Here is a 25,133-nt window from a genome sequence, read left to right as displayed (position 1 = left end):
AAGCATCTGCAATTATGGAAGATACTATTCTGCTAAAGTTACATGATGTCAGCATCAACCGTGAAGAGAACGTGATATTACGAAACGCTTCTTTTGAATTAAGAAATGGGGAGTTTGTCTATATAATCGGAAAGGTGGGATCAGGCAAGAGTAGTTTGTTGAAGGCGCTATATCGCGAACTTCCTATTGAATGTGGAGATGCTTACATACTGGATTATGATCTTAACCGGATCAAAAATAAAGACATTCCTTATCTGCGCAGGAAACTGGGTATTGTGTTTCAGGACTTTCAGCTGCTAACCGATCGTTCGGTAATTAAGAATCTCGAGTTTGTGCTGAAAGCAACCGGTTGGAAAAAGAACGAAATGTCTGAACGAATAGCCAAGGTGCTCCATCAGGTAGGAATGCAGAACAAGGGATATAAGTTACCGCATGAATTGTCGGGAGGTGAGCAGCAACGTATTGTTATAGCTCGTGCCTTACTGAATAATCCGGCCATTATCCTCGCGGATGAACCAACGGGTAACCTGGACCCGGAAACAGGAGCGCAAATTGTACAACTGCTACATGATATTTGTAAAGACGGAACAGCGGTGATCATGACTACTCATAATTATACGTTAGTGCAAAATTATCCCGGTCGTGTTGTAAAATGCGAGAATGCTTGTCTTACTGATGTTGGAGAATGATTTTTTATGTAACTTTGTAGCGTGTTTGTTAAAAATATGAACAATTTAATAACCGATATAGAAAAATGAAAGTTTTAAAGTTTGGCGGTACTTCTGTGGGAACAGCCCAAAGAATGAAAGATGTAGCAAAACTAATCACTGCAGAACATCGTAATATTATTGTTTTGTCTGCTATGTCAGGAACCACCAATTCATTGGTAGAAATATCCGATTACTTATATAAAAAGAATCCGGATGGAGCGAATGAGGTGATCAACAGACTTGCTCAAAAATATTATGCTCATATTGAAGAATTGTTTGAAACTGCCGAATATAAACAAGAGGCGCATGAATTAATTACTACGCATTTTAACTATATCCGTTCTTTTACAAAAGATTTATTTACGCTGTTTGAGGAAAAGGTTGTTTTAGCTCAGGGAGAACTTATTTCTACCGGAATGGTAAACCTTTATTTAAACGAGCAGGGAATTAAGTCTGTACTACTTCCTGCTTTAGAGTATATGCGAACAGATAAAAATGCTGAACCTGATCCTATTTATATCAAGGAAAAGTTAACGAAGCTGGTTGATGAGAATAAAGACGCTGATATTTATATTACTCAGGGATATATTTGTCGTAACGCATATGGTGAGATCGACAATTTACAACGTGGAGGTAGCGATTATACCGCTTCTTTAATAGGAGCAGCGCTTAACGCGGATGAAATTCAGATATGGACAGATATAGATGGTATGCACAATAACGATCCGCGTATTGTGGATAAAACATCTCCGGTTCGTAATCTTCATTTTGAAGAAGCTGCCGAATTAGCCTATTTTGGTGCAAAAATTCTGCATCCTACTTGTATCCTTCCTGCCAAGATCCATAGCATACCGGTTCGTTTATTGAATACGATGCAGCCGGATGCCCCAGGCACACTGATCTCAAATAAATTAGAAAAAGGAAAGATCAAAGCTGTTGCCGCAAAAGATAATATTGTATCGATTAAGGTGAAGAGTGGTCGTATGTTGCTTGCTACAGGCTTCCTTCGTAAAGTGTTTGAGATATTTGAAGATCACAAGACGCCGATTGATATGGTTACTACATCCGAAGTTGGTGTTTCGGTAACAATCGATAACCGCAAGCACCTGGAAGAGATCGTTGATGATCTGAAAAAATACGGTACAGTAATGGTAGATGAAAATCTGGTCATTATTTGTGTTGTCGGTGACTTGGAATGGGATAACGTAGGCTTTGAAGCGCGAATTATATACGCCTTAAAAGATATACCCGTACGAATGATTTCTTACGGAGGAAGTAATTATAATGTGTCATTGCTGGTGAAAGCTTCTGATAAGCAGAGGGCACTCCAGGCATTAAGCACTCATTTATTTAATAACTAATTGAAAGAGGACAGCTTATTTAAACTGTCCTCTTTTTTTCTTTAAAACAGTTTACTATGATTAAAGGTATATTCCCTCTTGAGAAGTTTAAGACGCTTCAAACCCCCTTTTATTATTACGATATAGATTTATTGAAGAAAACCCTGGATATTGTAAAGGCTGAATCCGAAAAATATAATTATCATATTCATTACGCGGTTAAAGCGAATGCGAACTCTCGTTTGCTTTCTATTATTGCTGCTTATGGATTTGGTGCTGACTGTGTGAGCGGGGGCGAAGTGCAAGCTGCGTTAGATGCTGGTTTTCCTTCTAATAAAGTAGTATTTGCAGGAGTTGGTAAAGCCGATTGGGAAATTAACTTAGGACTGGATAATGATATATTCTGCTTCAACGTAGAATCTGCTGTAGAATTGGATATTATTAATGAGTTAGCAGCTGCCAAAGGAAAAGTAGCGTCAGTAGCTTTACGTATAAATCCGGAAGTCGACGCGCATACACATGCTAAGATCACTACAGGGATGAAAGAGAATAAGTTTGGGATCAACCTCAGTTTACTTCATGGTGTATTAGATAAGTTCTCCGTATTGAAAAATGTGAAATTGATTGGTGTTCATTTCCATATTGGTTCACAGATTACAGATATGTCTTCGTTTCAGGATCTGGCAATTCGCCTGAATGATTTGCAGGACAAATTGGAAGCTCGTGGCATTATTGTTGAAAACCTGAACTTCGGAGGTGGATTAGGTATCGATTATTATCATCCGAACCATTTGGCTATCCCGGCTTTTGAAAATTATTTTTCAGTATTTCATAGATTATTAAAACTCCGTCCGGGACAGCAAGTGCATTTTGAACCGGGACGTTCTATTGTAGGACAATGTGGTTCGCTTATATCTAAAGTGCTTTACGTAAAAGAAGGTGAAACTAAAAAATTTGCCGTTATGGATGCCGGCTTTACGGAACTGATTCGTCCGGCAATGTATGATGCTTACCATCGTATAGAAAATATTTCGAGTGATGGAGAACTGGAAGTATATGATGTAGTAGGTCCGATTTGTGAATCATCTGATGTGTTCGGCAAAGACGTTGAGTTAAACAAAGCCCATAGAGGAGACCTGCTTGCTTTCCGTTCAGCCGGTGCTTATGGTGAAGTAATGGCTTCTCAATATAATTGTCGTCAGTTACCGAAGGCTTTTTTCTCTGATTCTCTGTAATAGTTTTTGTACATTTGTGCATTAAATATGTGTATAGATGGAAAAACTATTCATTTTTTCAGAAGTTGAACTTGTGGTAGCCAGCGTGGTAGGCGGATTATTTCTAATTCAGTTGATGTTTTTATTAATTGTTTATCTGCGTCCTTATCGTGTTGCGAAAAAAGAAGCAAAAAAAGCAAAGTCGGAAATAAGTACATTATCACCTGTTTCGATAATTATTTACGCTAAAAACGAATCTGAAAACTTACAGGCAAATCTTCCATCTATACTTACACAGAACTATCCAAATTATGAAGTAATTGTCGTTAACGACGGCTCAACCGATGAAAGCGAGGAAGTATTGAAGCGGTTTGAAGCTGAATACAAGCATCTTTACCATACCTATATTCCGGAAGAAGCAAAATACCTGAGTCGTAAAAAGCTGGCACTGACTGTCGGAATTAAGGCAGCGAAAAATGATGTTCTTCTCTTTACCGAAGCAAACTGCCATCCTTTAACAGACGGCTGGATTAAGGCAATGGCTACGAATTTCGTAGAGGATAAGAGCTTTGTGCTTGGGTATTGTTCGTATGGTCCTCATAAAGGATTTTTGCATAAACTGATCGCTTACGACAACTTGATAACCGGGCTGCAATATCTTTCTTCCGCTTTAGCCAAATCTCCTTATACGGCCAACGGGCGTAATCTGGCTTATCGTAAAGAGGAGTTTTTCAAGCGAAAAGGATACTATAATTCGTTGAACCTTCATGCCGGAGATGATGATTTGTTTGTGAATGAAGCAGCAACAAAGAAGAATACCTCTGTAGAATATTGTGCGGACAGCCTTACTGTAATGGGGAAGATCGAACGATTTTCTGTTTGGAAAGAAATGAAAGTTTCACGAGCTGCCACCCGGCGTTATTACAAAGGATGGGCATTAAGTCGCTATCGTTTTGATACGGTTCTGTTTTTTCTCTTTCTTATAAGTGTAGTTGTATCTATCCTTTTCGGGATTGTTGGTAACCCATTAGTTGCTGTGTGCGGAGGATTGCTTTACCTTCTTTTAATGCTTTCGAAGAGCATAGTTTTCTTTAAATCAGCAAAGATGCTACAGCAAAAACCTGTTATTTTCCTGTTGCCGATATTAGAAATCGTTTCCCCTTTGTTTAATTTATATGTCCGTATTTACCGTTCGTTCAGAGGGAAGAAGGATTATACATTTAATCTGCGCTGAGAGAAAGGTTTTCTACTCAAACCTGATACTGCGGGCAGGTGCTATTTTAGTAATAACATAAGACGGTCCCAGCATCATTAACATAGCTGCCGCAAGTGCTCCGATATTTAATAAAATGAAAGAAGAAACACTTAAGCTAATGGGAACAGTATCCATGTAGTAGGTAGACGGGTCTAACTTAAGAATTCCGAAATGATACTGGATGAAACAGAGAACCAAACCAATCGCATTACCCCAAAGCATACCTTTTCCGATCAGGAAGAAAGAAATGTAAAGAAATATCTTTCGAATGCTGGTGTTGTTTTGTCCGAGTGCTTTTAATATGCCGATCATATTTGTTCGCTCAAGAATGATAATTATCAGTCCCGAGATCATTGCAAAGCCGGCCACTGCCATCATAAGTATCAGAATAACAACTACGTTCATGTCCAGAACTTCCAGCCAACTGAATATCATTGGGTTTAATTCTTTAATAGAGCGCGTGTAAAAGCTGTTTCCGTTGCGATCCTGCAGTTCTGCCATAGAGAAGTAGAGCTCTTCTGTTATCCGGTCAATCTTGTCGTAGTTGGTCACTTGTAATTCTATTCCGCTTACTTCATCTTTTTCCCAGCCATTAAGGCGGCGTATCTGTCGGATATCCGCGATAACAAACAGTTTGTCATAATCCAGAAAGCCTGTGTCGTAAATACCTGTGATGGTAAATCTTCGCGCCCGGATATCATCTTGCATAAAGTAGGTTAAGAATGAATCGCCAAGCTTGAGGTTCAGCAGATCGCACAGATATTGAGAAATGATAACGTCTGTTCCGGTTTTGGCCGAATCTAAGGTGAACGCCGTGCCTTCTTTCATGTTTTTATTGAAGAAAGACCAGTCAAAGTCATGATCTATTCCTTTCAGCACAATACCCTGAAAGTCTGAATCTGTTTTGAGTATACCCCATTTCGTTGCGTATGTTTCAACGTGTTTTATGCCGTGAAAGTTGCACAAAGCAGTAAGCAGAGAATCACTTACTGCTATTGGTTTAGTTTCATACGAATTGTTGGAGTCGAAGTTCGTAATTTGAATATGAGACCCGAATCCGGCCACTTTTCCTCTCACTTCCTGTTTGAAGCCTACGATAATAGCGATGGATAACATCATAACTGCCAGACCGAGTGCTATTCCGATCATGGCGATACGAACAGCAGGAGGAGTGGCTTGTTTCCCTTCCTCCTTATTAAAATGTATCTTTTTCGCTATGAATAGTTCCAGATTCATGAACTATCTATCAAATTACACGTCCCGGATAAGCCTCAAGTGCCTTTGCTAATACTTCAAGCGCTTTAGCCAATTCTTCTTTTTTTAATACGTAAGCAATACGAACCTCGTTTTTACCTAATCCCGGAGTGGTGTAAAAACCGGACGCGGGAGCCATCATAATGGTCTGTCCTTGATACTCGAAGTCGCTTAAGCACCAGGCACAGAACTTGTCTGCATCATCAACCGGAAGTTTCGCTACCGTATAAAACGCACCCATAGGAATAGGAGAGTAGCAGCCGGGGATACGGTTAATCCCGTCGATGAGGAACTTTCTTCGCTCAACATACTCATTATAAACGTCCAGCATATAGTCGTCGGGCGTATCCAAAGAGGCTTCGGCTATTATCTGTCCGATCAAAGGAGGGCTCAAACGAGCCTGACACCATTTCATCACATTCTCTTTCACCTGCTGATTTTTCGTGATCAGCGCGCCAATACGAATGCCACATTCGCTATACCTTTTAGATACGGAATCTACCAATACCACATTGTTTTCGATACCTTCCAGATGGAAAGCAGATATGTACGGAGCTCCTGTGTAGCAGAATTCACGGTATACTTCGTCGGAGAAAAGGAAAAGATCATTCTTCTTGACAATGTCACGGAGTTGGTTCATTTCCTTTTGTGTATATAAATACCCTGTCGGATTATTCGGGTTACAGATTAAGATAGCTTTCGTTCTTGGAGTGATCAGTTCTTCGAAACGCTCAATGGAAGGAAGTGCGAAACCTTCTTCTATCGTTGAGGGAACAGTCTTGATTATGGCACCGGCCGAAATTGCAAAAGCCATATAGTTGGCATAAGCCGGCTCGGGAACGATTATTTCGTCTCCCGGATCAAGACAAGCCATGAAAGAAAAAGATACAGCTTCTGATCCACCTGTGGTGATAATAATATCATCGACAGTTACATCGATATTGAACTTAGCGTAATACTTAACCAGCTTTTCACGAAAACTGAGATTGCCTTCACTCGGAGAATATTCTAACACTTTGCGGTCCACCGCTCGCATCGCCTCCATCGCGACTTCCGGAGTTGGCAGATCCGGCTGGCCGATATTGAGGTGATATACTTTATGGCCTTTTGCTTTAGCTTTGTTGGCCAAGGGTACAAGCTTACGAATAGGTGAAGCAGGCATGTTGAGCCCTCGTTGTGAAATGTTAGGCATTATCTATTATTTAGTAAATAAAAATATCCATTCAGTTTAAAAATGATGCAAAAATAGCGTAAGTCGCTAAAAGGTGCAAATATAACCTTATTTATCTTCCGGTTGCCGGCGAATCTTTACTCGCGTGCATTGTGGATAAGAAAGCGTTTTCATCGATCGCTTTCACCTCGTTTTTCAGGCGTGGAATATCCTTACGTTCCGCTATCATGAAAATGATGTCTTTTTCTTTGCCCTCATACATTCCGCGACCATGTAGAAAGGTTCCTCTCATTTTCATTTTATCCATGATCATTTCTTTCATTTCCTGTGTCTTTTTAGAAACAATAAAGACTGCCCGGCTGGGGTTCTCCACCTGAAACATCTCAACAATCTTACCGAATACGAAAATAGTAAACCAGGAATACAAAGGTACCGCCCAATCCTGAAACACAATAAGCCCCAGAATAACAACACACGAATCCACAATGATGATCATGTTGCTGACTTTCATATTGGTGTTGTTTGCTATCACACGCGCCAATACATCCGATCCGGCACTTGTGCTTTCGGCCCGAAAAACGCAAGTTACACCTAACCCTAAAATGGCCCCTCCATAGAAACAGGCAATGAAGCGGTCGTTTTCAACCAAAGGCTCACTACCTACCAGGTAAGCAATGGTGTCTGTAAAAACAGAGATCAGCAGAAATGTAACGATGGTTTTAGGTCCGGAAGATAATCCCAGCTTTTTCATGGCAAGAAACAACAACGGAATATTAAAACAAAGCGCGGTTGCCCCCATTGGCAGCCCATCGGGAAAGAATGGAAACAGTCCTTGTGTTATGTGGTGAATCACAATAGAAATACCGTATACACCACCGGGAACGATTTTGTAGGGAGCTAAAAAAAGCACATAACTAAGTGCTTGTAAAAAAGCGCCGATAACAATTAATGTATAGGCGCCTGCGTTTTGTCGTATAGTTGTATTGAGTGTCATGATTCGTTTTGCGTGTGCATGAATAATGGCGCAAATATAGACAGAATCTTACAAAAAAAGTTCTTTTTTTAGATTTACCGCGTTTTAAGTAAACTAATTTTATCCCCCCGCTAAATGCGGACTGATTTGAAGGGTAACCCAAAGTTGAAAATATTGAAACCAAAGGAGTTAAGTGATAAAGCAAGAAAAGCCGTAGGGTATCTGTTTCCCAACGGCTTTTCTGCTGCAAGCACTTTACTTTTAAGTCATCATGAACAACTTTCAACAGAATCGCTCGCAATTATCTTGTTTATCGTTAAACCTTAGTTGAACCACCGTCAATAATCAGGTTGGTTCCGGTAATAACCGGTGCGTAACTTGAAGCCAGAAAAGATATCGCCTTTGCAATATCTTCCGAATTGGCAATTTTCTTCAAAGGAACTGCCTCTATCATTTTGTTTATCGCATCTCTATACTCTTCGTTGTTCAATACCATATCGGTTAGAACCGCTCCGGGAGAAATAGAATTTACCCTTATGCCAAAATCGGCAAACTCTAAGGCCGCGCATTCTGTTAGTGAGATTACGGCTGCTTTAGAACTGTGGTAGGCAGCTCCGTCGCGGCTTCCTTCTAATCCGGCAATCGAGGCGATATTAATAATTGCCGGGTTATCTCCTTTCTTCAATAACTCTAACGCATATTTTTGTCCCAGAAAAACACTTACCTAATAGTGCGCCCCATACGGAGCTTATGATTGGCGATGACGTTATCGGACAAGTTCCACTGCTGCATCCAATCAATCTCCAGTACAGAAATCCGCCAATTGCGCCCACTGCCAGACCGATAAGCATTAGTGAATTTCTTTTTATTATGTTTATTACTCTATCCATTTTTCCTCCTTTTAATGTTTAACTTCAGATTTATACAGCAAATATACATATTAGTTTCCTACGGAACAAATATCTAAAGGAAAATAGGGTAAGTTTTATCATTACCTGTTAAAATCTTAGGCAGAGAACGGAATAATATAAAAACATATAGACAAAAAAAAGAGACTACATGCAGTTATTGCGTGTAATCTCTTCTCAAATATACTACTACTTAAAGGTGAATTCCTTATTTATTATCCGCCAGATATACATCCGGAATCGCGTTGATACCCATCAGGCGATTGTTGTTGTTTGTGATGTTTAGCAGAACAACATATTTACGATATTGTTCAGAAGTAAGCGTTTTCTTCATTAACTTCAGGTTGCCATAAACAGCCTGATGCATTTTTTTTGCTTGTAACTTACTGCTTGATTTAATGCTTTCATTCTGTTTTTCGATGAAATAGGCGTTAATATTAGCTACTTCATTATATTGACCCGGAGTCAATTGCAGATAAGAACTCAATCTTTCAGCATTAACAGCAAACGGTTCTTTACTCAATCTTACTTCACCACTTTGTGCAAATCCAACTGATGCACTCATTAATACGGCAGCAACTGCCAAACCTAAACGTTTCATAATACCTAATTTTAATAATCCTAAATTAAAAACCTAAACCTAAAAAATAGGGGTGATAACCTTTTCCCCTTTTAATCTTTACCTGATACAAATATAGCAATATGTTTTATAACACTGTTGCTCAACAAGTATAAAAAATGATAAAATATATAAAAATGTCATACTCAAAGCTAATGGATAGTCATTTTGTAACAGTATTGTAATATTGAAAACCTAAATGATAGTTGTGTGTGGTGTTAGTATATTTTTTCTTGTCTTTACTATTTGTTTTTGAAAACATCCTTTATTTCTCTTTTTTCATATATGTCGAAAAACTTTACCATATATATAGAAAAACTTTACTACAGATATAGAAAGCTTTTTCCACAGATATAGAAAAAGGAAAATATACTTTATGCGGAAAATTTAAACCTAAAGAAAAGAAGGTTTATTACTATGTGGAGAAGAAGCGTATCGGAAGGAAATTAATGAATCCGGTCTCTTTCGTAAGCCGGTTTGGCGAAAAGCAGGTAAACAAGCAAAGAAAGAAAGCAGGATAATGATCCGATAAGGTAGGCGGCTGCCAAATTGTAGCGTGATGAAATAAAGCCGGCGCTCAGCATGCCGATGCCTACACCCAGGTCAAAGGAAGTGAGGTAGGTGGAGGTGGCCGTTCCACGCATATTGTGAGGGGCTACATTTACGAAAAGCATCTGAAAGGCCGGCACACTAATACCGAAGCCAACCCCTATGGACAAGGCGCAGGCAAAATAGGCTGTTTCTGTATGCAGCAAAGCAAATAGCGCAAACGAGAGCGTTAAAAACAGGAGTGCTGAAACCGATACGATATGAATTTTACCCCGGTCTACTAATTTGCCGGAAATAAGTCTTGCCGTACCTACACCGATAGCCATAAAGATGAAAAAATAGCCCGGGTTAGCAATATTGATCTCTTTTCCGTACAAAACGACAAAAGAAATAATCATTCCGTAGGGTACTGCACAAAGCATATAAGAAAGACCGGCCCACAAGGCTTTTACCAATACAAATCGGTCTAATGAAAGCGGAGGGCGGTTTATTGTTTTGCGTTTGGGGTAGCGGATAAGTGAAACGGAGATAACCCCGATATAGGCGATTGCCATGCCTGTTAGAACAACCGGATGGAAACCGGATTTGTCATACAGGGCTACCGCAACCAAAGGAGATAAAGACATGGCAAGATTGATCGTGAGCCCGTAAAAACCCATACCCTCACCACGCCTTTTCGAAGGTATCACATCAATCGCTATTGTATTGCCGGCTACAGAGGTTAGTCCCATAAAACTCCCTTGAATAAAGCGAACGAGCATTACGGCAAGAATAGACGTGGCGAACAGGTAACCGGCAAACATAGAGGCAAACGCAAGAAAGGCAAAGAAGTAAAGCGGTTTTCTGGATAAACAGTCAACTAAATAACCGGAAAACGGACGTATCAGCATTAACCCGAGTGTATAGCTGGACAGTGCCATTCCCACCTGAGACGGTTCGATGCCTAATTCTTCCACTAAGTAGACCGGAATTGTAGGCATAAGCATATAAAACGCAAAGTTCATCAGGAAGTAGGAAGTACAACACTGAACAAAATTTCTGTTCCACAATTTTGGTTTGCTTTCAGCCATATATCTTCTGTTTTTACGCGAGTTCGCTTAATTCAAGCCACCGCATTGTTTTTTCGTCTAACTCGTCTATTACTTTTGCTATTCGATCTGATTTTTTTATTAACTCCTCATTTCCCAACAGTCCACTGCTCATTTCAGACTCAAGCATTGTTTTTTCCTCTTCCAGTTTCGCTATTTCCGATTCCAGACTTTCAAATTCGCGCCGCTCATTGAAAGAGAGTTTCTTCTTTTGAAGCTTGTCTTCGTTTTTTTTCTGAGGTTTCTCCGTTTGTGTTTGACTTTTAGCTAAACGGGCTTCCTCTTCTTTTTTAAGTTGCTCTTCCGCTTCTTTCCACTCCCTGTACTGTGTATAGTTGCCCGGAAAGTCTTTGATGTCTGCCTGACCACGGAATACCAATAAATGATCTACCACTTTATCCATAAAGTAGCGGTCGTGAGATATCACGATAGCGCATCCTTTAAAGTTTTTAAGATATTCCTCTAAAACATTCAGTGTAACGATATCTAAATCATTGGTAGGCTCGTCAAGAACCAGAAAATTGGGGTTGCGCATTAATACGGTACACAGATACAATCTGCGTTTTTCACCACCGCTTAGTTTGTATACATAGCTGTGTTGCTTTTCCGGCTCGAACATAAAGTAGTTCAGGAATTGGCTTACCCCTAATTTTGTGCCGTCGCCAAGGTCAACATATTCCGCAATATCTTGTACTACATCGATAACTTTCATCTGCTCGTCAAATTGCAGTCCGTCCTGGCTGTAATAGCCAAACCGAACTGTTTCGCCAACATCAAAGCTGCCGCTATCGGGTGCTACCTCGCCAAGCAACATCTTTATAAACGTAGATTTGCCTGTACCGTTATTGCCAACTATACCCATTTTCTCATAGCGGGCAAATATGTAATTAAAATCTTCAACGATTTTTAAATCGCCGAAACGTTTAGAAACATGTGATGCTTCGAATATTTTAGTGCCAATGTATGCGGCTTTGACTTTCAGGTTTACATTGCCTTCGTCCCGTTGCTGTTTGGCTTTCTTTTCGAGTTCATAAAAGGCGTCGATACGATATTTTGCTTTAGTGCCACGAGCCTGAGGCTGACGGCGCATCCAGTCTAACTCTTTACGGAGTAGGTTAGAGGCACGGTCTGTTTCGGTATTCAGCGTTGCCATCCGTTCCTCTTTCTTTTCGAGAAAATAGTTGTAATTTCCTTTGTATTGAAAAACCTGTTTCCGGTCGATTTCCATGATCTCATTGCATACACGGTCTAAGAAATAACGGTCGTGCGTTACCATTAATATACTGATAGACTGTCGGCTCAGATAATCTTCCAGCCATTCGGTCATTTCGAGATCAAGGTGGTTGGTAGGTTCATCTAATATGATCAGCTCCGGTTCGGTGATCAATACATTTGCCAGAGCAACCCGCTTTAGTTGGCCTCCCGAAAGTTGGCTTATCGGTTGGTCGAAATCAGCTATCTTTAATTGGGATAGAATTTGTTTGGCTTTACGTTCGTAGTCCCATGCTTTCTCGTGTTCCATCCGTTGAAGAATATCTTCCAGATTATCGTGATTGCCACTACTCATGGCCTCTTCATATTCAGCAATCAGGCGTACTGTTTCATTTTCGGAGTGAAAACAAGCCTGAAGCACGTTTATGTTTTCAGGGAATACGGGTGTTTGTTCTAAATACCCTACGCGCAAATCATTTCGAAATACAACATTACCTTCGTCATAACCTTCTTTTCCTGCTATTATATTGAGTAGCGTAGTTTTTCCCGCTCCGTTTTTTGCGATTAATCCGGTTTTCTGTCCTTGAGCTATTCCAAAGGATATATTTTCAAAAAGAACGAGATCGCCAAAGCTCTTCGTAAGGCCATCTATTTGCAAATAACTAACCATGCTGTATTTAATTTTTTACAAAGGTACGTATTTATACCCTGATAAAATCTATATCTTTGTTGTATCAATGCTTTTGTATAAAGACTATTCTTATTTTAAAAGATTACTTATTCATATGAAATTAACGAAAAAAACTATCACCGGAATGGTGAGCGTAAGTTTGTGTTCCGGTTTGATTTTTGGTGTTTTAACTTCCTGCAAGCAAGAAACAACCTCTCAAACTTCGCCCAATCTTACACAGTATGTTGATCCGTATATCGGAACAGGAGATCACGGACATGTATTTGTAGGGGCAAATGTACCTTTTGGTGCTGTTCAATTAGGCCCATCTAATATTACCCAAGGTTGGGACTGGTGTTCGGGCTATCATATTTCAGATTCTACAATTATGGGATTCGCCCATACCCACCTGAGTGGAACGGGTATCGGCGATCTGGGTGATATTGTTTTTATGCCATTGACAGGTGAACCTAACTTACAACGGGGAGTTCATGGAGATCAAACAACCGGTTTGTATTCCCTTTTCAGAAGAGAAACAGAAACGGTTAAGCCGGGCTATTATGCCGTACATCTGGATCGTTATGATGTGGATGTGGAACTGACTGCTACCAAACGTGTTGGTTTCCATAAATACACCTATCAGGCTGCATCCGCTGCCGATCCTAAATTGGTAATCGATCTGGCTGCCGGTATTGGTTGGGACAGTCCTGTTGAAGGGCACTTGATTCAGGAAAATGATTCGGTTATTTCCGGATATCGTTTCTCAAAAGGATGGGCTAACGATCAACGTATTTATTTTACGGCTGTTTTCTCCGAACCGATTCAAGCATTTTCGGTTTCCGACACAACAGCTATTCAGGAAGGTAATAACATTACTACCCGTCGGGCTTATGGTGTGGCGCAGTTTGCCGCTGCGGATAAAGCGAAAGAAGTATATGCCAAAGTAGCTGTTTCTCCGGTGAGTGTCGCTGGTGCTAAAGCTAACCTTACCGCGGAACTTCCGGGATGGGATTTCGAACAGGTAATTGTTGATGCAGATAAAGCATGGAATGAAGAATTGAATAAAGTGCAGGTAACTACGAATGAAGCATCTGTTATGCGTACATTTTATACTGCTTTGTATCACACAATGACAGCTCCTTCCGTTTTCTGTGATGTGGATGGAAGCTACCGGGGTTCTGATAAAACAGTCTATGCGAATGAAGGCTTTAAGAATTATACCACATTCTCACTTTGGGATACCTACCGCGCTGCACATCCGTTGATGACGATTATTCATCCCGAAAAGATGCCGGATATCATCAACACGATGTTGAATATCTATAAACAACAAGGAAAACTTCCCGTATGGCACCTTATGGCTAATGAAACAGACTGTATGGTTGGTAATCCGGGTATTCCTGTAGTAGCGGATGCTTACCTGAAAGGTTTTTCCGGTTTTGATAAAGACCTGGCTTTCGAAGCAATGAAAACGTCTGCCATGCTGGATGATAGAGGACTTGATCACTATAAAAAATTAGGTTATGTGCCTTTTGATCTTGAAAACGAATCTGTAGCCAAAGGAATGGAATACGCCCTTGCTGATTGGGCGCTTGCCCAGGTTGCTAAAGAAAGAGGAGCTACGGATGATTACAACTATTTCCTGAAAAGAAGTAATTCTTTCTCGTATTATTTTGATAAAAGTATCAATTTCGTAAGAGGTATTGACTCCAAAGGGAAATTCAGACCGGAACCGCTTGACCCATTTAAATCCGTACACCGTGTTAATGACTATACAGAAGGAAACGCATGGCAATACACTTGGTTGGTGCCTCAGAATGTACAGGGATTGATAGACTTGTTCGGTAGCGAAGATAAGTTTGTTGAAAAACTCGACTCGCTATTTATTGTGGCAGGGGATATGGGTGATGAGGCTTCGCCGGATATTAGCGGACTAATAGGTCAGTATGCGCACGGTAACGAACCAAGCCACCACGTATTGTATCTCTATTCGTATGTAGGTCAGCCTTGGAAAACGGCTGATAAAGTGCGTGAAACCATGACTACGCTATATCACGATGCTCCTGCCGGATTATGTGGAAATGAAGATGTAGGTCAAATGTCGGCCTGGTATGTTTTATCTGCACTCGGGTTTTATCAGGTTGCTCCAGCCGGAGGAGTATATGTGTTTGGTAGTCCGTTGGTGAACGAAGCGGTTGTGCATGTAGGTTCAGGCAAAACGTTTACGGTAAAAGCAACTAACAATAGCGCTGACAATAAATATATCCAACAGGTAACATTAAATGGACAGCCTTATACAAAATCATATATCGAATATGCAAACATTGCCGCAGGCGGTGAGTTGGTGTTTGAAATGGGAGATACTCCATCGGCAACATTCGGTGTAGCTAAAGAAGATCGTCCGCAGACGATTCAGTAAAACAGTATTTTGAGTTTATGTCCTTTACTGAAAAACATGTTCAGTAAAGGACATAACTTAAAAAAATGAAACAGCCCCCTTTTTCATATCGTAAATACCTCCTACAATATTAATTTCTCCTTGTTGTTTCATTTCTTTCAGTATAGAACTTTTGTTGATTATTTCTTTGATGGTAAGCTCAACGTTGCATAAACAAACCTTTTCCATAAACAGCTCATTTTTAGAAGTTGTTTCTCCTTGAAAATCCTTTTCGGCTAAAGCTACTGCAGGTTTGATCTTGGTCAATAATGTGGTTATATTTCCCATGTCAAGGTTGTCTATTGCCGATTTTATAGCACTGCAATACTCATGTCCGAGCACCACGATCAGTTTAGCTCCGGATACTTTGCAAGCCAATTCCAGACTGCCTAAAATATCATCGTTTACAATGTTTCCAGCTACACGCGCTACAAAAAGATCGCCAATACCACGTTGGAAGACGTCTTCTACAGGAACACGTGAATCAAGACACGAAAGCACCACGGCCATGGGGTATTGACCTAAAGAAGCGTCTCTTACGCGCTGAGAGTTATTACGTACGGTGAGATGACCTTTCACAAAATCCTGATTGCCTTTTTCTAATATTTCTAAAACTGTTTCGGGTGTTAATTTCGCTTGTTCTTCTGCTGTTAAAACATTACCTGAGAGAATATCTTTTTTGGGAAAGTGTTCCATAACTTATACTATATTTTTAAAAAAAACATTTTAACGGGAATTATTGTTTTGAGTTTTTTTATGCAAATCATAATTTTTCTTTAGTGTTAAAGGAAAAACGAATTTGTTAGTTTGTTATCTAAAGAACTTTCAGTTTATTTGCACTGTTATTATTTATAAACAAATAAGGAAAAGGTATGAAAAAGAATTTAGGTGTTATTTTTACTATGTTGCTATTAAGTACGCTTACGGCAACGGCTCAATTAGCGTTTGGCGTAAAAGGAGGTTTGAATATTTCTAAAGCACATTTTAGTAAAGACGTTATAGATGCGGATAACCTTACCGGATTTCAGATCGGTCCTATGGTGGACTTTACAGTTCCTTTGTTAGGCATTGGAATGGATGCCGCTGTTTTGTATTCGCAAAAAGGTGTAGATTTTAAATCGGAAAGTCATAAAACAGATTATTTAGAGATACCTGTTAATTTGAAATGGAAGTTTGGTCTTCCTGTTTTAAAAGGTTTCTTAACTGCAGGTCCCTATGCTTCGTTTCGTATTGGCGGAGATAAAATTTGGAATGTGTTGGATGAGCAAATTAAAACAAAAGGCTTTGGCACAGGATTAAATTTCGGAGCCGGGGTTGAGATTGTAAAGCATCTTCAAGTAGGTGTGAATTATGACTTAGGTTTAATAAAAAGTTATGAGGGAACAGAAAGAACAGGCGATGGCAAGAACAGAGGCTGGGCTATTACCGCTGCTATTCTGTTTTGATATTAATAAAACAGATGAAAGGTCGGACCAAAGAAGTCCGGCCTTTTTTTGTTACTTTTGACCTGAAAAAGCAAAGAAAAGATGATGTATGCCGATGTAGTACTCCCGCTCTCTTTAGAGAATAGTTATACGTACCGGGTGCCCGATGATTTGGAAAAATCAATTGTGCCGGGCTGTCGTGTGATTGTGCATTTTGGGAAGAAGCGTTTTTATACCGCTATTGTGATTCATACACATCATCGTTGTCCGAATACCGCTTACGAAATCAAATCGATTCATAGCTTATTAGATACTGTACCCGTGTTGCGCAGACCGCAACTGAAATTCTGGGAATGGATCTCGTCTTATTACCTATGCAAACTGGGAGATGTTTATAAAGCGGCTTTACCCTCCGGATTAAAATTAGAGAGTGAAACGATTATCACACTGAATGAGGATTTTGAAGCAGAGCAACCGCTCAAACCAAGCGAGGGGAAAGTGCTGGATGCTTTTAAAGTGGGAGAGAAGCTGACAGTTTCTGATTTAGAAAAACGAACCGGATTGCGCAATGTGCTGCCGGCTATTTCATCGCTGTTATCTTACGGAGCTGTTGAGGTAAATGAGGCTTTGAAACGCGGCTTTGTACCGAAAATGCAGCCCTTTATTCGTTTAGCTGAACCTTTCAGAAGTGAAGTAAAATTGCAACAAGTCTTCAGTGATCTGAAACGTGCCAAAAAACAAGAAGAAGTACTGATCACTTATTTGGAACTTAGTCATGCGCTGAACCCATCGAAAGCAAAAGAACTATCAAAAAAAGAATTGTTAGAGCGTGCCGGTACAACTACCACTGTACTCAATGAGCTATTGAAAAAAGGAATACTTGAAAGCTACGAAAAAGAAATCGGACGCTTGCAAATACCCGTCTGCCGGTTAACGCCTCCTAAAAAACTAACGCCGGCACAATTCGAAGCCTGCAACAGAATTCGTGAAACTTTCGAAACAAAAGATGTTTGCTTGCTTTATGGTGCAACTTCCAGTGGAAAAACAGAAATACACATCCATCTGATCGATGAGGTGTTGAACATGGGGAGACAAGTGCTTTATCTATTGCCAGAAATAGCAATAACAACACAAATCACAGAGCGGTTAGCCGCCCATTTCGGAGATCGTTTATTAGTGTATCATTCCCGATTTTCAGATAATGAACGGGTAGAAGTATGGAATAAACTTTTATATGGAAACGAACCGATGCTGATTTTAGGTGTACGCTCATCTCTTTTCCTGCCCTTCAAAGATTTAGGCTTGATCATAGTGGATGAAGAACACGAAAACTCATACAAGCAACAAGATCCGGCCCCTCGATATAATGCCCGCAACGCCGCTATTGTATTGGCCAATATGCATGGAGCAAAGACACTTCTGGCTTCTGCTACTCCGTCGATTGATTCCTATTATAATGCATTAACTTCAAAATATGGACTTGTAGAACTGAATACTCGATTTGCAGATACACAGCCCCCTGAAATCATTCCGGTTGATCTTAAGGAACTCAAAAGGAAGAAGAAAATGAAAAGAGACGCATTGTTTTCTCCTTTGTTGATAGATAAAATCAGTTATGCGCTGGAAAAAAAAGAACAAGTGATTCTGTTCCAGAACAGGAGAGGTTTTGCACCAATGGTAGAATGTAAGGAGTGTGGTTATGTGCCCCACTGTTTGAACTGCGATGTGAGCTTGACATACCATAAACGACAAGAACGATTAGTTTGCCATTATTGTGGTTATTCGATTAAACAACTGCAAGAATGCCCCGAATGTAAAAGTACGGACATACGAATGATGGGATTCGGAACAGAAAAAGTAGAAGAAGAAATAGCCTCGATTTTTCCATCTGCGAAAACCGACAGATTAGATTTCGACACGGCACGAACACGAACTGCATACGAACGCATATTAGCTGATTTTGATCAGGGAAAAACTCAGCTGTTAATAGGCACTCAGATGTTATCCAAAGGCTTGGATTTTGCCAATGTTAGTGTTGTTGGTATTCTTAATGCGGATGGTTTGATGAACTTTCCGGACTTTCGGGCTCATGAAAGAGCCTATCAACTGATGGCGCAAGTTAGCGGACGAGCAGGAAGACGGGATACACCGGGTACAGTTGTGCTGCAAACCTCCCAGCCGGAACATCCATTGATCAGGATGGTTATGCGTTCGGCCTATAAAGAAATGGCAACCTTGCAATTAGGTGAGCGAAACATGTTTAAATACCCACCTTACTATCGATTAATAACACTTGTGCTGCGTAGTAGAAATGAAACAGCATTAAGAGAAACATCGACAATATATGCAGACAAACTACGAACAAAATTCGGAGACCGGGTTTTAGGACCGGTTACCCCTGTTGTAACCCGTATACAAACCCTATACGTAAGAAATATTGTACTAAAGATCGAAATTAACGCATCCATAGTCGGCACCCGCGAATTATTAGAAAAAGTATATTCAGAAATGCAATCAATCCCTTCTTTCCGACAAATCATCTTCCACTACGACGTAGACCCCATGTAAATTCATTCGTGCAGCAACCATATAAGAAGAGGTAGGTAATCTTTCAACCGCTATTTTTTTAAGTTAAAATGATAGGGAATTGTGTTAAAATGGCTCTGTTTGTATTTTGTTGATTATCAGTTGTATAGGGTTTCTGAAAACATAAAGGTTATTTTTTTAGAAATAAAGGTTATTTCGAGAAATATAAAGGTTATTTTTTTAAACATAAAGTATGTTTTAAAAAGCCATGCTTTTTCGTGGTGAATTTGAATTGTTAATTTTGTGTGTTCTTTATTTGGTTTCTATTTTGTATGCTCCTCTTTTGTTGTAATTAAAATTGTACTTTTGTATTCGTTATTAATAATGTATATATGGCGTGTATTTTAAGTATAGAAACATCTACTCGTGTGTGTTCGGCGGCTTTGTCGATTGATGGGGTGACGGTGTTTAATGAGGAGTCTTTTGAGGGACCGTCTCATGCGGTTCTGCTTGGAACTTTTGTGGAAAAGGCTTTGGCCGAAGCTAAATCAAGAGGGTGTGTGCCGGATGCGGTTGCGGTAAGTAGTGGTCCGGGTTCTTATACCGGATTGCGAATTGGTGTTTCCTTGGCAAAAGGGATTTGTTTTGGTCATTCTCTTCCGATAATCAGTATTCCTACGTTGAAGATTATGGCGCATGCCGTGATTAAGCAACAAAAAGACAGGGATGGTGTGTATTATCCGATGCTGGACGCGCGCAGGATGGAGGTTTATGCTGCTATGTTTGATAGTAGAGGATTGGAAATTCGTGAAACAAAGGCCGAGATAATTGAGGAGGGTTTCTTGAGTGATTTTCCTTTAGAAAGTAATTTGTATATTTTTGGTGATGGATCAGAAAAGTGCAAGCGCTTTGTTTCTTCTCCTCGTGTTGTTTTTCTGAACGATATTGTACCTTTAGCAAAGGATATGGCTGAATTGGCTGATGAAGCGTACAAGAATGGGCAATCTGAAAATGCCGCTTATTTTGAACCTTTTTATTTAAAAGAATTTCAGGCAACTATCGCTAAGAATAAAGTGTTGGGGAATTCTTGACATTTTTTTGTAAGTTCGTATAGTGCAGCCTGAGGGTGTTTTGCAAATCTTTGCCGTAGTTGATTTACGCCGATTCTTATTACAAAACACTGAAGTTGTGATCTGTTATGAAGGAGATTGCAGGCTTAAATATGCTGTTCGGCATGTTTAATGAAAATTTACACATTGTATAGCAGTTGTTTCATTTGGTCTGTTATATTAGATTCAAATACGAATGTTTATTTCAAATATGGAAAACGCTATTCCGAATATGGAAAAAAACGAGGATAATTATAAGGTACCCAATCTGGAAAAAGGAATTGCCGTGCTGGAATATTTATCGTTAAAGAAAGGTGGAGAAACACTTCAGAACATTAAAACTGAATTGAGTATTTCTCAAACCACAGCATATCGTATTTTAAATACACTTGTACGTTTAGAATATCTCGTTTATAACGAAGATACTAAACGTTATCGTATTTCCCGGAAACTACTTACGCTGGGTTTTCGTTCACTTGATGAACACAATCTGCTGGAAATCGTGTTGCCTCGTTTGCAAGAATTAAGAGATAAGGTAAAAGAAACAGCTTGTTTTGGCTTATTGGGTGAAGAAAAGGGTATTTTTATTGAGCAGGCGTTGGGAAATCATACATTTCGTTTCTTTCTGTCTCCCGGCAAGTCGTTCGAATTACATTGTTCGGCACCCGGCAAGGCTATTATGGCCTATCTTCCCAATATAGTGAGAAACAGGTATATTTCTTATATGAAATTTACACGTTACAATTCCAGAACAATTACATCAGAAGAGGCATATCTTCAGGAATTAGAAAAGGTGAGGCAACGAGGATACGCCTTGGATAACGAGGAGGAGCTGAGTGGTGTAATTTGTATTGGAGCGCCATTGTTTAATTATACGGGTTATCCGGCAGGCGCAATCTGGATATCCGGTCCTAAAGACAGGCTGACACCGGACGCGATACGTACTTCAGCAGGACATATTAAGGATATTGCTCGATTGATATCGACAGAATTAGGATACAGAAAAGCTTAACAATAATCATGATACAGAAAAACATAGTAAAGAAATTTTTTATCGCTATATGTCTGGTTGGCAGTTTAAGTCAGGTTGTTGCACAACAATCACCTTTATTCACAACGGATATAAAACCGACATCCGACGGAAAGTTATTGTTAACGCAAAAAGGGAAAAAGAGTGTAGACGTTTTGTCTTCTGATGGGAAAACGTTGATTCATTCTTATCTGCTGAATGATATACCGACAGGAATAGCAGTAGATGGAAACAAAGCTTACGTTACTACTTTCGAAACGATGGGGCGACTGCACGTTTTGCATTTAGAAACAGGCAAGGTTGAGGTATCTATTCCGACAGGATCGGGTACCGGCTTTCCGTTGCTTTCTCCCGATGGAAAAAAGGTTTATGTAAGCAATCAATTTCAAAATACAATTGAAGAAATAGATCCGGCGCAAGGAAAAGTAGTACGTACGGTAAACGTTTTGCGCGAACCGAAGGCGAAAGTGTTTAGTCCTGATGGTCAATATCTATTTGTAGCGAATTATCTCCCGGCTCAACGTGCCGATTTAGATGTGGTTTCATCCTGTGTTTCCGTGATCGAAATGAAAACCTTTAAAAAGGTAAAAGATATAGCGTTAGCAAATGGAAGTAACGCGTTGCGCGACATCTGTATTACTCCGGATGGAAAATATATTTATGTATCACATAATTTAGGACGTTTCACGGTGCCTACTTCGCAATTGCAACAAGGCTGGATGAATACCAGCGCGTTTAGTGTAATTGATGTTACTGCTAAAGAATATTTGGGCGCAATATTGGTAGACGAGGCGGAGAAGGGAGCCGCAGGCATCTGGAGTATCGCATGTAACGAGGATCATCTTTATATTTCACATTCCGGAACGCATGAAGTAAGTGTAATAGATCATAAGGCGATGATTCGTAAATTTGAAGCTTATCCGGAAAAAGAGAATCTGAACTATGACTTACAGTTTCTTTATGGACTGAGAGAGCGTATTCCGGTAGAAGGAAATGGTCCGAGAAATATGGTTCTGACAAATGACAATCTGATTGTGACTACTTATTTCGCGGATATGCTGAACTACCTGGATGTAAAAACCAATGTGATGTCTGCAGTTGATATTAATCCCGGAAGAACAGAGGCGATGACACATAAAGGGGAGAGGATATTCAATGATGCGACAAAATGTTTTCAAGGATGGCAAAGTTGTAACGGTTGTCATCCCGGTGATGGTCGTATGGATGCCATGAACTGGGACTTGATGAATGACGGAGTTGGTAATTCAAAGAACTGTAAGAGTCTTCTGTATAGTCATGTAACCCCTCCGGCTATGATTTCGGGTATACGTGAGTCTTCTTACCGGGCGGTAAGAACGGGGTTCCAATTTATTCAATTTTTCCAGATTGATGAAGAGAGCGCAACGTTTGTGGATGAATATTTAAAAGCGCTTCGGCCTGTGCCGAGTCCTTATCTGGTAAACGGAGAACTGTCTGAGAAAGCCAAAGAAGGACGGAAAGTTTTCGAAAAATTAAAATGTAACGAGTGCCACAGTGGCCCGTATTACACCGATATGAAAATGCACCGTATTGGAGATGATGTTGAGTTTGAAAAAGGATGGGACACACCAACACTGATAGAAGTATGGCGTACGGCTCCTTATTTGTTTGACGGCAGAGCGGCAACAATGGAAGAAGTATTTGAAGTGCATAAACATGGAATAGACAAGAAGGTTTCCAAAAAAGAAATAGAATCGCTTGTTGAGTATGTAAATTCGTTGTAAACAAAGTATAAATGAGTTATTGTAACAATATAAAATATAATTTACTGACCACCGTAAAGGATGACTTTCCGACAATGGTAGACCATTTGTTGGCGCAGTTACCTTCGGACGAAACAATTGTAAGGCTGGCGTTTTTTGGAACACCGGCAAATAACGAAGAGTACCTGAAACGACGTTCGGTTCTGTGTGAAAAGATTGATCAGAAATTTGGAGTCAACAAACCTGCTTTGAGCTATGTTTCGCAGCCTCCGCTTAACGCACCGCTTTTAGTTGAGGTACATAGCTATCAAGCCAACAAAGAAGATCGTATTATATATGGTATTCATAATGATCTTTCATACGTTATTATTGAAAACGAAACCGGTCGTTTTTTATATGCCGGAGGATTTCAGGGAGATGTAGCCGGATCAGGCGTGGAACAACAATCGGTTGAAGTGCTTAAGTTAGTAAACGAATTGTTGGAGAAAGAAGGGTTCCCGATTAATAGCATAGTTCGCCAATGGAACTATATCGAGCAAATCACGGCTTTTGACGGACACAACCAACACTATCAGTCGTTCAATAATGCCCGTGCTGTATTTTATAAGAAAACAAACTGGCCGTTAGGGTATCCGGCAGCTACCGGGATAGGCGCTAATCTGGGAGGCGTTTTAATTGATTTTGACGCAGTACTCCTCCATAAACCGGAAGATAAAATTAAACCGATAGATAATAAGTTGCAGGTTGCAGCACATGCTTATTCCGAAGAGGTATTAAAGAAAGCTTCGGATAAAAAAGAAACACCGAAGTTTGAACGTGCCAAAAGCTTAACTATTTCGGGAAAGGAATTAATTTATGTTTCAGGAACAGCTGCAATCCGCGGTGAAGAAAGTCTTGAAAATGTTGGCGTAGTGAAACAACTACACATCACGATGGAAAATATCGCTGAACTGACAGGTGTTGCAAAACTGCTGATGTTGCGCGTATACCTTAAATATAAGGAAGATTTCTCTGTGACGGAGAGCTTATTGAGAAATATGTATCCCGATCTGCCGGTATCTTATATGTGTGCTGATGTTTGCCGGGATGAATTATTGATCGAAATAGAAGGAGTTGCTGTTAAAGATAATTGAATAATAAATAGATAACTTATGAAAACAAAACAAAGTGTGAAATTACTACTTATCGCGTTGTGTATCGTGACGCTTGGCTCTTGCGGCAATAAACAAACTGCAAACGAAGATGCTTGTTGCGCAAATGAAACTGCAAATACTAATCGTATAAAAAAAGAAGATATGGCTTATTCAAAGAAATTTACAAATGCCGACTTTTATAAAGACGGCCAGTTTAATCAGGAAGCAGCAATGAATGCTTTCAAAGATATGTTTGCGTTTTATGGTGTGCCATTTACCGAGTTAATGGCAAAAGATATGTGGGTGACAGACTTTGGCCTCGGCGATTTTGAAAATGTAGGTATGGGTGGTATCTTTTGGGTGAACGATATGGAACACAGTTACTTTGCTCACGCTATCTACTTGTTGCCGGGTCAGATGATTCCTGAGCATGCTCACGTAAAAACTGAGTTTCCTGCAAAGTTCGAATCATGGATGGTGAATCACGGATGGGTTTATAACTTTTCAGTAATAGGAGACGAAACTCCAAATCCTCCTGCAATTTCAGCAACTCACGGTCCGATCCAAAGTAAAAATTTCGTGGTTCAAAATGTGGGAGAAGTACTCCACCTGAAAAAATCTGAAACATTTCATTTCATGATGGCCGGTCCGGAAGGAGCTATCGTAGATGAGTGGGCAAGCTATCATGACAATGCCGGGCTTCGCTTTACCAATAGTAAAGCCTCTCTGTAATTCTGCGATGAGTTGTTAACTTACTTATTACGAAATG

General features: G+C 40.0%; 21 protein-coding genes. 12 read left to right on the top strand and 9 right to left on the bottom strand.

Features of this window, described 5'->3' with window-relative positions; translation table 11 throughout:
• Positions 1 to 14: 14 nt before the first annotated feature.
• From B9Y81_RS07315 to B9Y81_RS07300, 4 genes are all read left to right on the top strand, one after another.
• Entirely contained in the window at positions 15 to 689 is a 675-nt protein-coding gene (locus B9Y81_RS07315) for a cell division ATP-binding protein FtsE (RefSeq protein WP_085536329.1), read from the top strand.
• A gap of 65 nt (positions 690 to 754) precedes the next feature.
• Complete coding sequence (locus tag B9Y81_RS07310) at positions 755 to 2,071, top strand: aspartate kinase (RefSeq protein ID WP_085536328.1); 1,317 nt, start codon at positions 755 to 757, stop codon at positions 2,069 to 2,071.
• A 56-nt stretch (positions 2,072 to 2,127) separates the two neighbouring features.
• Positions 2,128 to 3,285, top strand: coding sequence for a diaminopimelate decarboxylase (gene lysA, locus B9Y81_RS07305; RefSeq protein WP_085536327.1), 1,158 nt, complete (start codon positions 2,128 to 2,130; stop codon positions 3,283 to 3,285).
• 37 nt (positions 3,286 to 3,322) lie between these two features.
• Entirely contained in the window at positions 3,323 to 4,498 is a 1,176-nt protein-coding gene (locus B9Y81_RS07300; protein ID WP_085536326.1) for a glycosyltransferase, read from the top strand.
• 12 nt (positions 4,499 to 4,510) lie between these two features.
• Here the strand turns inward: B9Y81_RS07300 and B9Y81_RS07295 are convergent, their stop codons facing one another.
• The 8 genes from B9Y81_RS07295 to B9Y81_RS07255 form a co-directional block, all read right to left on the bottom strand.
• Positions 4,511 to 5,755: an ABC transporter permease gene (locus B9Y81_RS07295; RefSeq protein ID WP_085536325.1), complete on the bottom strand. Its 1,245-nt coding sequence runs from the start codon at positions 5,753 to 5,755 to the stop codon at positions 4,511 to 4,513.
• Between the two features lie 10 nt (positions 5,756 to 5,765).
• Positions 5,766 to 6,965, bottom strand: a complete 1,200-nt coding sequence (locus tag B9Y81_RS07290) for a pyridoxal phosphate-dependent aminotransferase (protein ID WP_085536324.1) — start codon at positions 6,963 to 6,965, stop codon at positions 5,766 to 5,768.
• A gap of 91 nt (positions 6,966 to 7,056) precedes the next feature.
• Complete coding sequence (locus B9Y81_RS07285; RefSeq protein WP_085536323.1) at positions 7,057 to 7,938, bottom strand: YitT family protein; 882 nt, start codon at positions 7,936 to 7,938, stop codon at positions 7,057 to 7,059.
• 295 nt (positions 7,939 to 8,233) lie between these two features.
• A complete protein-coding gene (locus B9Y81_RS07275; protein ID WP_176221459.1) occupies positions 8,234 to 8,602 on the bottom strand; it encodes an SDR family NAD(P)-dependent oxidoreductase in 369 nt (122 codons plus the stop codon).
• A complete protein-coding gene (locus B9Y81_RS15385; protein WP_394335436.1) occupies positions 8,586 to 8,768 on the bottom strand; it encodes a hypothetical protein in 183 nt (60 codons plus the stop codon). The genes B9Y81_RS07275 and B9Y81_RS15385 overlap by 17 nt, the downstream gene beginning before the upstream one ends.
• A 265-nt stretch (positions 8,769 to 9,033) precedes the next feature.
• Complete coding sequence (locus B9Y81_RS07265) at positions 9,034 to 9,426, bottom strand: hypothetical protein (RefSeq protein WP_085536319.1); 393 nt, start codon at positions 9,424 to 9,426, stop codon at positions 9,034 to 9,036.
• Positions 9,427 to 9,890: 464 nt separating this feature from the next.
• Entirely contained in the window at positions 9,891 to 11,063 is a 1,173-nt protein-coding gene (locus B9Y81_RS07260) for an MFS transporter (RefSeq protein WP_085536318.1), read from the bottom strand.
• 13 nt (positions 11,064 to 11,076) lie between these two features.
• Positions 11,077 to 12,963, bottom strand: coding sequence for an ABC-F family ATP-binding cassette domain-containing protein (locus B9Y81_RS07255; protein WP_085536317.1), 1,887 nt, complete (start codon positions 12,961 to 12,963; stop codon positions 11,077 to 11,079).
• Between the two features lie 115 nt (positions 12,964 to 13,078).
• Between B9Y81_RS07255 and B9Y81_RS07250 the strand changes: the two genes are divergently transcribed.
• Positions 13,079 to 15,382, top strand: a complete 2,304-nt coding sequence (locus B9Y81_RS07250; RefSeq protein ID WP_085536568.1) for a GH92 family glycosyl hydrolase — start codon at positions 13,079 to 13,081, stop codon at positions 15,380 to 15,382.
• Between the two features lie 57 nt (positions 15,383 to 15,439).
• On the opposite strand, the gene B9Y81_RS07245 is transcribed toward B9Y81_RS07250, so the two are convergent.
• Positions 15,440 to 16,096: a carbonic anhydrase family protein gene (locus B9Y81_RS07245; protein ID WP_085536316.1), complete on the bottom strand. Its 657-nt coding sequence runs from the start codon at positions 16,094 to 16,096 to the stop codon at positions 15,440 to 15,442.
• 176 nt (positions 16,097 to 16,272) lie between these two features.
• Here B9Y81_RS07245 and B9Y81_RS07240 point away from each other — a divergent pair, with 176 nt between their 5' ends.
• The 7 genes from B9Y81_RS07240 (at position 16,273) to B9Y81_RS07210 (ending at position 25,096) form a co-directional block, all read left to right on the top strand.
• Positions 16,273 to 16,845 (top strand): porin family protein, encoded by a 573-nt coding sequence (locus B9Y81_RS07240; RefSeq protein ID WP_085536315.1) that lies wholly within the window; start codon positions 16,273 to 16,275, stop codon positions 16,843 to 16,845.
• Positions 16,846 to 16,926: 81 nt separating this feature from the next.
• Positions 16,927 to 19,392 (top strand): replication restart helicase PriA, encoded by a 2,466-nt coding sequence (priA, locus tag B9Y81_RS07235; protein ID WP_085536314.1) that lies wholly within the window; start codon positions 16,927 to 16,929, stop codon positions 19,390 to 19,392.
• Between the two features lie 350 nt (positions 19,393 to 19,742).
• Positions 19,743 to 20,441 carry a tRNA (adenosine(37)-N6)-threonylcarbamoyltransferase complex dimerization subunit type 1 TsaB gene (tsaB, locus tag B9Y81_RS07230; RefSeq protein ID WP_085536313.1) on the top strand — a complete coding sequence of 233 codons (699 nt, stop codon included), beginning with the start codon at positions 19,743 to 19,745 and terminating at the stop codon, positions 20,439 to 20,441.
• 229 nt (positions 20,442 to 20,670) lie between these two features.
• Positions 20,671 to 21,471: an IclR family transcriptional regulator gene (locus B9Y81_RS07225; protein WP_085536567.1), complete on the top strand. Its 801-nt coding sequence runs from the start codon at positions 20,671 to 20,673 to the stop codon at positions 21,469 to 21,471.
• Between the two features lie 8 nt (positions 21,472 to 21,479).
• Positions 21,480 to 23,252 (top strand): YVTN family beta-propeller repeat-containing protein, encoded by a 1,773-nt coding sequence (locus tag B9Y81_RS07220; RefSeq protein WP_085536312.1) that lies wholly within the window; start codon positions 21,480 to 21,482, stop codon positions 23,250 to 23,252.
• Between the two features lie 11 nt (positions 23,253 to 23,263).
• Positions 23,264 to 24,364, top strand: coding sequence for a chorismate transformation FkbO/Hyg5 family protein (locus tag B9Y81_RS07215; protein WP_085536311.1), 1,101 nt, complete (start codon positions 23,264 to 23,266; stop codon positions 24,362 to 24,364).
• A gap of 18 nt (positions 24,365 to 24,382) precedes the next feature.
• The gene (locus tag B9Y81_RS07210) at positions 24,383 to 25,096 is read left to right on the top strand and encodes a cupin domain-containing protein (protein ID WP_085536310.1); all 714 of its coding nucleotides are present in this window, start codon (positions 24,383 to 24,385) and stop codon (positions 25,094 to 25,096) included.
• Positions 25,097 to 25,133: the final 37 nt, after the last annotated feature.

The organism is Massilibacteroides vaginae, from assembly GCF_900178525.1.
Classification (GTDB): domain Bacteria; phylum Bacteroidota; class Bacteroidia; order Bacteroidales; family Tannerellaceae; genus Massilibacteroides; species Massilibacteroides vaginae.
This window is presented reverse-complemented; position numbering and strand designations above follow the sequence as displayed.